The 9,097-nt window shown below is 65.1% G+C and carries 9 protein-coding genes; 1 reads left to right on the top strand and 8 read right to left on the bottom strand.

The window, feature by feature from the left end; all coding sequences use genetic code 11:
• Positions 1–80 precede the first annotated feature (80 nt).
• From VW23_RS06295 to VW23_RS06330, 8 genes are all read right to left on the bottom strand, one after another.
• Entirely contained in the window at positions 81–1,184 is a 1,104-nt protein-coding gene (locus VW23_RS06295; protein ID WP_069908733.1) for a cis-3-hydroxy-L-proline dehydratase, read from the bottom strand.
• 150 nt (positions 1,185–1,334) lie between these two features.
• Complete coding sequence (locus VW23_RS06300; RefSeq protein ID WP_069908734.1) at positions 1,335–2,336, bottom strand: 4-hydroxyproline epimerase; 1,002 nt, start codon at positions 2,334–2,336, stop codon at positions 1,335–1,337.
• A gap of 13 nt (positions 2,337–2,349) precedes the next feature.
• Positions 2,350–3,600, bottom strand: a complete 1,251-nt coding sequence (locus VW23_RS06305) for an NAD(P)/FAD-dependent oxidoreductase (protein ID WP_069908735.1) — start codon at positions 3,598–3,600, stop codon at positions 2,350–2,352.
• A 46-nt stretch (positions 3,601–3,646) separates the two neighbouring features.
• Entirely contained in the window at positions 3,647–4,351 is a 705-nt protein-coding gene (locus VW23_RS06310; RefSeq protein WP_141728241.1) for an ATP-binding cassette domain-containing protein, read from the bottom strand.
• A 4-nt stretch (positions 4,352–4,355) separates the two neighbouring features.
• Positions 4,356–5,135 carry an ABC transporter ATP-binding protein gene (locus VW23_RS06315; RefSeq protein ID WP_069908737.1) on the bottom strand — a complete coding sequence of 260 codons (780 nt, stop codon included), beginning with the start codon at positions 5,133–5,135 and terminating at the stop codon, positions 4,356–4,358.
• Positions 5,132–6,103 carry a branched-chain amino acid ABC transporter permease gene (locus VW23_RS06320; protein ID WP_069908738.1) on the bottom strand — a complete coding sequence of 324 codons (972 nt, stop codon included), beginning with the start codon at positions 6,101–6,103 and terminating at the stop codon, positions 5,132–5,134. The genes VW23_RS06315 and VW23_RS06320 overlap by 4 nt, the downstream gene beginning before the upstream one ends.
• Positions 6,103–7,017 (bottom strand): branched-chain amino acid ABC transporter permease, encoded by a 915-nt coding sequence (locus VW23_RS06325; RefSeq protein WP_055884637.1) that lies wholly within the window; start codon positions 7,015–7,017, stop codon positions 6,103–6,105. The genes VW23_RS06320 and VW23_RS06325 overlap by 1 nt, the downstream gene beginning before the upstream one ends.
• Before the next feature lie 78 nt (positions 7,018–7,095).
• Positions 7,096–8,205 carry a branched-chain amino acid ABC transporter substrate-binding protein gene (locus tag VW23_RS06330; RefSeq protein WP_069908739.1) on the bottom strand — a complete coding sequence of 370 codons (1,110 nt, stop codon included), beginning with the start codon at positions 8,203–8,205 and terminating at the stop codon, positions 7,096–7,098.
• A 104-nt stretch (positions 8,206–8,309) separates the two neighbouring features.
• On the opposite strand from VW23_RS06330, the gene VW23_RS06335 reads away from it, so the two are divergent.
• Positions 8,310–9,035, top strand: a complete 726-nt coding sequence (locus VW23_RS06335) for a GntR family transcriptional regulator (RefSeq protein WP_069908740.1) — start codon at positions 8,310–8,312, stop codon at positions 9,033–9,035.
• Positions 9,036–9,097 lie beyond the last annotated feature (62 nt).

Consider the following 9,097-nt stretch of genomic DNA (forward strand, 5'->3'; position numbering starts at 1 on the left):
CTCCACCGCCTTCGGCGGTCCCCCTCCCCCGCCACGCGGGGAAGGATCACGGAGAGGCCGGTGCGCGTCCCGACTGAGGGTCACGCAATCACCTGCACCGCTTGCCCGAGCACGTCCCATTTCGGCTCGATCCCCAGCCCCGGCGCATCGCTTGCCGTCATAAACCCATTGACCCGCTTCGGCGCGCCGTCGGCGATCGACACCGTGACGTAGGAGTTGAAGTCGGTCGCCGTGAAGCAGAATTTTTGCGGCGTCGAGCGGGCGAGGTGCGCGATGGTGGCGGTGACGATGTCGCCGCCCCAGGTGTCCTCGATGGTCATCGGGATGCCCGAGGCGACGCAGAGGTCGCGCATCTGCCGTGCCTTGGTGAGGCCGCCGACCTTGCTGATCTTCAGGTTGATGACGTCGAAGGCATCCTCGGAAATGCCTTTCACCAGGTCGCCGACCGTGCCGATATTCTCGTCGAGGACGAACGGCAGGCTGGTGCGGCGGCGGATCGAGACGCTCTCCTCGTAACTCATGCAGGGCTGCTCGATATAGACATCGAGATCGCGGACCGCGTTCACCACCCGCGCCGCATCGGCCATGGTCCAGCCGGTATTGGCGTCGGCAACGAGGATGTCGGTCTCGGCGAGGATGGCGCGACAGGCCCGGATGCGGCGGATGTCGTCATTGGCATCGCCGCCGACCTTGAGCTGGAACTTGGTGTAGCCCTCGGCGCGATAGCCGGCGATCTTCTCGGCCATGACAGCGGAATCTTCCTGGCTGATCGCCCGGTAGAGCGCGATTCTTTCCTGCTCGGCCCCACCCAGGAGCTTATAGACCGGCAGCCCCGCGACCTTCCCCAGAATGTCCCAGCAGGCGATGTCGATCGGCGCCTTCACATAGGGGTGGCCGCGCAGCACCGCATCCATGTGATGGTTGAGCGGCCAGAGATCAGTCGGGTCATGCCCGATCAGCTTGGGCCCGATCTCGGCGATACCGGCTCGCACCCCCTTGGCGTAGGAGGGGAGGTACGCCGAGCCGAGCGGGCAGCACTCGGCATAGCCGGTAATCCCGGTATCGGTCTCGACCGCCACGACGGTCGAGTCGAACACCTCCATGAAGTTGCCGCCACTCCAGTTGTAGCGGCCTTCGCGCAGCGGCAGATCAACCTGGTAGACTTTGATGGCAGTGATTTTCATGTGTGGAGTTCCTGACGAGAGGCTGCTCGGTTCACCGGGTCATTCCCGCGAAAGCGGGAATCTCCGTTTGGGAGGCACGATCCCGAAACAGAGGTTCCCGCTTTCGCGGGAATGACTCCGTGGCTGGGGCGAGCAAGGAGCGGCACCATCTCACACCAGTGAGAAGCCGTGGGCGAAGGGGTCGCGGTCGTCGATATAGATGGTGTTGAGGCCGGTCTGGCGGGCCCAGCCGGCGATCGACGGCACGATCCCGTCATAGTTGCCGACCTTCACCGCGCGCTCGACCCGGCCGTTGAACACCGAGCCGATGATCGACTCGTGGTTGAACGCGTCGCCGACCTTCAGCTTGCCGCGGCCATACCACTGCGCCATGCGCGCCGAGGTGCCGGTGCCGCAGGGCGAGCGGTCGATCGCCTTGTCGCCGTAGAACACGGCGTTGCGGGCGGTGTTGGCGACATTGGTCGGCTTGCCGGTCCACAGGATGTGGGTGCAGCCGCGGATATTGTCGTTCTCGGGATGGATAAACTCGTAGCGCTCGTTCATCGCCGCGCGCAGCGCCGGGCTCCAGCGCAGCAGGTCGCCGACCGACACGTCGGCGATATCGGAGAAATTCTCCTGGGCGTCGACGATGCAGTAGAAATTGCCGCCATAGGCCACGTCGACCTTGAGCTTGCCGAGCCCCGGCGCGTCGATTTCGAGGTCGGTCGAGTGGAGAAAGCTCGGCACGTTGGTGATGCGGACCTTGTCCACATACTCGCCATCCATGGTGTACTCGGCCACCACCTTGCCGGCGGGGACATCGAGGTTCACCACGCCCGGCGTCTTCGGCGTCATCAGCCCGTTCTCGATCGCCATGGTCACCGTGCCGATGGTGCCGTGCCCGCACATATAGAGACAGCCCGAGGTCTCGATGAACAGGATCGCGATGTCGCAATCCTCGCGCGTCGGCGGATAGAGGATCGAGCCACTCATCACGTCGTGGCCACGCGGCTCGAACATCAGCCCTTTGCGAATCCAATCGTGGTTGGCGAGAAAATCGGCGCGCCGCTCCATCATGGTGTTGCCCTTGAGCAGCGGGCCGCCGCCGGCGACGAGGCGGACCGGGTTGCCGCAGGTGTGACCATCGATGCAGGTGAAGATATGCCGGGACATGGAAAGGCTCGTTCTAGAAGCGTTGCGGAGAGAAGGGTGTGAGGTTGAGAGACGGTGTGGCGCCGGTGAGGAGTTCGGCCACCAGCTTGCCGGTACCGGCCGATTGGGTGAGGCCGAGGTGGCCGTGCCCGAAGGCATAGACGACGTGGCGCGAACGGCGCGAGAACCCAATGGCCGGCAGGCTGTCAGGCAGCGATGGGCGGAACCCCATCCACTGCTTGCCGCCAGTGGTAACAAGACCCGGCATGAAGTTTGCCGCCTTGGTCAGCATGGCGTCGGCGCGCTTGAAGTTGGGGGCGAGCTTCAGTCCCCCCAGCTCCACCGCACCGCCGACGCGGATGCCGCTGGCGAGCGGCGTCACGACGAAGCCATGGCCGCCGAACACCAGCTGGCGTTTGAGGTCGAAACTATAGCCGGGCAGCGTCGTATTGTAGCCGCGCTCGGTCTCGAGCGGAATGTCGTCGCCAAGCGGCGCCGTCAGCTGCTTCGACCAGGCGCCGCCCGCCACCACCACCTGCCGCGCGCGCAGCGAACTGCCGTCGGTGAACTGAATCACGACGCCATCGCCCTCGGGCAGCACTTGCGCTACCTCGGCTTGGCGGAAACTGGCGCCGCGCGCCATCGCCGCCTGGCCCACCGCAACTGCGTAGTCATAGGGGTCGCTGACCGTCTGCCATTTCGGAATGAAGGTGGCGCAGGTGATGCGCGGCGACAGCCCCGGCTGCAGTTCGCTGAGCTCGGCCCCCCGCACATGGCGGAACTCGATGCCCTCGGCGGATTTGGCCTCGTCGTCCCGTGCGGTCTTTTTGAGCTCGTCGTCGCTCTCGTAGAGTTCGAGCACCCCGTCGCGGCGGATCATGCCGTCGAGCCCGGCACTGGCGACGAGCGCCTCCAGCTCGGATCGGGCAACCCGCATCATGGCGCTCTGCGCCTTGAGGCTCGCCGCCACCTTGTCAGGCCAGCCGGCGCGCCAGAAGCGCAGCAGCCAGGGCGTAATCTGCGGCAGGTATTCCGGCCGGATGGTCAGCGGGCCGAGCGGATCGCTCAGCCAGCGCGGCAGCTTGCCGAGGACGCCCGAGGTCGCCATCGGGATCACGTCCGAAAAAGCGAACGCCCCGGCATTGCCGCGGCTGGTCTCCTCGGCAATCCCCGTTCTGTCGATCAGCACGGCCGTCCGGCCCGCCTCCTGCAGTTTGAAGGCGGTGGAAACGCCGATAATGCCGGCGCCGATAATGGCGACGTCGATGCTGGTCGTCGTGGTCAAGTCAGGTGGCCTTTGGACTTACGGTGGAGGTGCTGGGGAGATGCATTCAGTTGCCGAGATAGGCCTGGACGATCGAGGGATCGGCACTGAGTTGCTTGGCTTCGCCCTCGAGGCGGATCACGCCGCTCTCGAGCACATAGCCGTAATGGGCGAGCCGCAGCGCCAGCCGGGCATTCTGTTCGACGAGGAGGATGGTGGTGCCGCCTTCGTTGAGCCGCTTCACGATCTTCATCGTCTCGAGCACCAGCTTGGGCGCCAGCCCCATCGAGGGCTCGTCCAGCAGCAGGATTTTCGGCCCATGCATCAGCGCCCGGCCGATCGCCAGCATCTGCTGTTCGCCGCCCGACAACAGCGAACCATCGGAGTTGGCCCGCGTCCTGAGGATCGGGAACTGGGCGAACACCTGTTCGAGCCGATCTTTCCTGAGCGTCGGATCCTTCACCGTGAAGGCGCCGAGCTCGAGGTTCTCGCGCACGCTGAGGCCGCGCAGCACATGCCGCCCCTCGGGCACATGCACCACGCCGGCCCGCGCGATCTGGTGCGCCGGCATGCCGGTAATGTCGTTGCCCTCGAACAGCACCCGGCCAGCTTTGGCGCGCACCAGCCCCGAGATGGTCTTGAGCGTCGTGGTCTTGCCGGCCCCGTTGGCGCCGAGCAGCGTCACGATCTGCCCGCGCTTCACCTCGAGGTCGATGCCTTTGACCGCATCGATCTTGCCATAGGCGCTGGCAAGGCCTTCGAGCTTGAGCATCACATCAGAGGTCAAGTGCGTCCTCCTCGACCCCGAGATAGGCCTCGATCACTTGCTGGTTGGATTGGATTTCCTTGGGCGTGCCCTCGGCGATCATCACGCCGTGGTCGAGCACGCTGACCCGCTCGGAGAGACGCATCACCAGCCCGGTATCGTGTTCGATCAGCAGGATGCAGATGTCCCGCTCGTTGCGGATGCGGCGGATGAGTTCGATCAGCTCTTCCTTCTCGCCCGAGGTCAGCCCGGCGGCCGGTTCGTCGAGCAGCAACAGCCGCGGTGTCGTCGCCAGCGCCCGCGCGATCTCGACGCGGCGCTGCCAGCCATAGGGCAGGGTGGTCGCCTCCCGCTCCCAGCCTTCGGTGATGCCGACAAAGCTCAGGCATTCCTCGGCGATCCGCCGGATCTCGGCCTCCTCGCGCCGCTGCGAGGGCAGCCGCAGGATCGCATCGATGATGCCGGCGCGAGTTCGGCTGTGCTGGCCCGACATGACGTTCTCGAGCACTGTCATCTCACGGAACAGCCGCACGTTCTGGAAGGTGCGGGCGATGCCGAGCTGCGTCACCTGATGCGGCTTCATCCGCAGCGTCTCGGTGCCGTCGAGGCTAATCGAGCCCTGCTGCGGTTTGTAAAAGCCGGTGATGCAGTTGAACAGCGAGGTCTTGCCTGCTCCGTTCGGCCCGATCAGGCTGACGATTCGGCCGGCCGGGACGCTGAAATCGACGGCGTCGAGCACCTTCGATCCGGCAAAGCTGAGGCTGACGCCCTTGAGGTCGAGGAGGCTCATCGCTTGCTCCTCGCCGGCCAGATGCCGCTTGGCCGGAACAGCATGATCAGCAACAGGCCCACCGCGAAGATCAGCAGCCTGAGATCACCAAAATCGCGCAGCAGTTCGGGCGCGAGGATGACGATGAAGGCGCCGAGGATGACACCCGGAATCTTGCCCATACCGCCCAGGATCACTGCCATCAGGATCAGCACCGATTGCCGGAACGAGAAACTCTCGGGCGAGATCGCTCCGAGGTTGGCGGCAAAGAACGCTCCGCCGATCGAGCCGTAGATGGCGCCGACGACGTAGGCGGCGAGCTTCACCTTCACCCGGTTGATGCCCATCGCTTCGGCCGCGTCTTCATCGTGCCGGACATAGAGCCAGGCGCGCCCCAGCCGCGAGTTGGCGAGCCGCACCGAAGCGATGACGCCGATGATCGCGAGCACGCAGAACACATAGTAGAAATCGAGCGGCGTGCGGATGTGCCAGCCGAACAGCCATGGCGAGTCGATACCGATCAGCCCGCTGGCGCCGCCGGTTTCGCGCAGGTTTCGCGCCGTGATCCGGACGATCTCGCCGAACCCCAGTGTAACGATGGCGAGATAGTCGGAGCGGAGCCGCAGGGTCGGCGCGCCGATCACGACGCCAGCGACGATGGCGAGGAGGACGGCCAGCGGCAGCGCCAGCCAGAAGTTGAGCCCGAAATGCAGGGTGGTGATGCCGACGGTATAGGCGCCGACGGCGAAGAACGCCGCAAAGCCGAGATCGAGCAGGCCGGCATAGCCGACGACGATGTTGAGCCCCAGCGCCAAGAGCACATAGAGCAGCGCGTTGGTGAGGATCACCGTGCCGTAGGAGCCGAAAATGTAGGGCGCCACGGCCATGGCGACGAGGATGACGGCGATCGCCGCATAGCGCTTCTGTGGCGTATCGAGCAGCGTTGCCAACCCGCCCCAGGCACTCGGTCGTTCCGGGAATTGCGCCATCACATGCGCTCCTGCTCGGGCTTGCCCAGGAGGCCCGTCGGTTTGAACACCAGGACGAGGATCAGGACGGAGAACGAGAACACGTCCTTCCACTCGCTGCCCACCCCCGGCAACTGCGTGCCAAAGCTCTCGAGCAGCCCGAGGATCAAGCCGCCCAGCATGGCGCCGGGGATCGAGCCGATGCCGCCGATCACTGCGGCGGTGAAGGCCTTGAGCCCGATCAGGAAGCCCATGAAATACCACAGCGAGCCGTAATAGGCGCCGGCCATCGAGCCGGCGGCTGCTGCAAGCGCCGAGCCGAGGAAGAAGGTGATAGCGATCACCGCATTGACGTTGATGCCCATAAGCCGGGCCATGTCCTTGTCGACCGAGACGGCGCGCATGGCGCGGCCATACTGGGTGCGCGACACGAACAGCTCGAGCGCCAGCATCAGCGCCGCGGCGACGCCGACGAGGATCATCTGGTTGTAGCTGATGAACAGGTTGCCGAGCTTCACCCCGCCGAAGCCGAGCGCTGCGCCGAACGGCACATACTGCCCCTTGGTCAGCGTCAGCATGCCGTTCTGCAGCACCAGCGATACCGCGAGGGCGGTGATCAGGATGGAAAGGCGCGGCGCCGACAGCATCGGCGCGTAGGCGACGCGCTCGATGACCACGCCGAGAAAGCCGACGGCGATCATCGCCAGCACCAGCGACACCGCAACGCCCAGCCAGCCGGGCCCCAGATAGGGCGCGAGGAATGACAGCACCAGGAAGCCGGCAAAGCCGCCCACCATGTAGAGCTCGCCATGGGCGAAGTTCAAAAGCTTCACCACGCCGAACACCATGGTGTAGCCGAGCGCCACCAGCGCATAAAACGAACCGAGCACGATGCCGTTCAGCAACTGGTTCGTGAAGATGTCGAAAATGCTCACCCGCCACCTCGCCCTTGGGGTCAGTCTCGCCCGAGACGGACCGGCACCGCAGCGCCGATCCGCGATTGGGTCAGGTGGTTACTGCGCCAGCGTCCAGGCACCGCCCTTGCCTTCGAGCACCACGAAGTTGGAGCGCGCCAGGGTCTTTTCGGGCGTGAACGAGATCGGGCCCGAAATGGTGTCGGTGAAGTTGGCGCCCTGCAGCGTCTCGATCACCTTGGCGGAGTCGGTGGTACCGGCGGTGGTGAGGGCCCAGGCGAGCAGCTTCATCGCGTCGTAGCTGAGCGTCGAGTAGGGGCCCGGCGCGGCGCCGAACTGCTTCTGGTAGGCCTCGGCGAACGCCTTGGCTTCCGGCAGGAACTCGGCCGTTGGGTTGGAGAAGGCGATGACGCCTTCGGCCGCCGGGCCGGCGATCTTGAACAGCTCCGGCGAGTTGGAGCCGTCGCCCACCGCGATCAGCCCCTGGTAGCCACGCTCGCGCAGCTGGCGGATCAACAGGCCGCCATCGGCGTAGTAGGCGGTCCAGAACACTGCGTCGGGGCTGGCAGCAGTGATTGAAGTGACCACCGCCGAATAGTCCTGCTCGCCCTTGTTGGTGACTTCGAAGTTGGTGACCGTGTTGCCGGCCGCTTCCCAGTTCTTCTTGGTCAGGTCGGCCAGGTCCTGCGAATAGGCATCGCCCTGGTTGATGATGGCGATCTTCTTGATGCCCTTGGCGGTGAAGTACTCGATCGCCTTGGCCACCTGGTCGTTGCCGGTCGAGTTGATCATGAAGGCGTTGCCCGGGTTCTCCGGGATCAGCTTCGTCGAGTTGGCCGCCGGAATGATCAGCGGAATCTTGGCGTCGCCGTAGATCTTGAGCGTCGGCACCGTGGCGCCGGAGCAATAGCCGCCCACGACGCCGACCACGCCGGAGGCTGCCAGCTTGCTCGCGGCATTGACTGCCAGCTGCGCGTCGCAGCCGTCGTCGCCGATGGTCGAGGTCAGCTGCTTGCCCAATACGCCGCCCGCCGCGTTAATCTCGCCGATCGCGAGGTTCACGGCATTTGCCATGTCCTGCCCGTAGGTGGCTTCCGATCCGGTAGTGGGGACCATGATGCCGATGGTCAGCGTATCCTGCGCCATCGCTGGTACGCCGAGCACGATGGCGAGTGCGAGGCCTGCTGCGGTTTTCATGACATTACGCATGTCGTTCCGTCTCCCTTGTCCTCAGATGCATCCTTGCATGCACCTTGTCGGCACAATGCAGCCGCGTTAACATTTCGTCAATTGGGGGCGAACAGGAGCCGGATATGAGTGGATCCTCGCGCGAAACGACCCGGTTTGCGCCGCGCGTCAAAGGTTCGGGCGTCCAGAAGGTCTACGAGCAGCTCAAGGCCTCGATCCTCGATCTGTCGCTGGAGCCGGGTGCGCCGCTCGACGAGGTCTCGCTCGCCGAAACCTTCGGCATGTCCCGCACCCCGATCCGCGAGGCGCTGGTGCGGCTCGCTGCCGAGGGGCTGGTGAGCCAGCTGCCCAATCGCAACACCATTGTCGCGCCGATCGATTTCGGCGCCCTGCCGGTCTATTTCGAGGCGCTGACCCTGATGTACCGGGTGACCACGCGGCTCGCCGCCGGCGCCCGCACTCGCGCCCATCTCGAGGTCATGCGCGTCCACCAGGCGGCCTATGCCAGGGCGGTGCGCGAAGGTGACGTGCTCGGCATGATCGGCCACAACCGCAACTTCCACGCCACCATCGCCGAAGCCGGCGGCAACCCCTATTTCACCGGGCTCTTCATCCGCCTGCTCGACGAGGGACGCCGCATCCTCAGGCTCTACTACTACAAGAGCTTCAACGACCACCTGCCGCGCAAATATGTCGATGAGCACGATGCCCTCGTGGCCGCCATCGAGGCCGAAGATGCCGAGCTCTGCGACCGCCTGGCGGCCGAACATGCCAGCCAGATCGTCGCGCAGATCCAGCGCTACATCGCCGTCGACCGCACCCGCGAACTGTCGCTCGCCAGCGGGGCGTAACACATATGGCGCCGATTTAGCTGACGAGCCGGTGCGGGAAGCAGTTTCCTCTCACAATATGG

The organism is Devosia insulae DS-56, assembly GCF_000970465.2.
GTDB classification, from domain to species: domain Bacteria; phylum Pseudomonadota; class Alphaproteobacteria; order Rhizobiales; family Devosiaceae; genus Devosia_A; species Devosia_A insulae.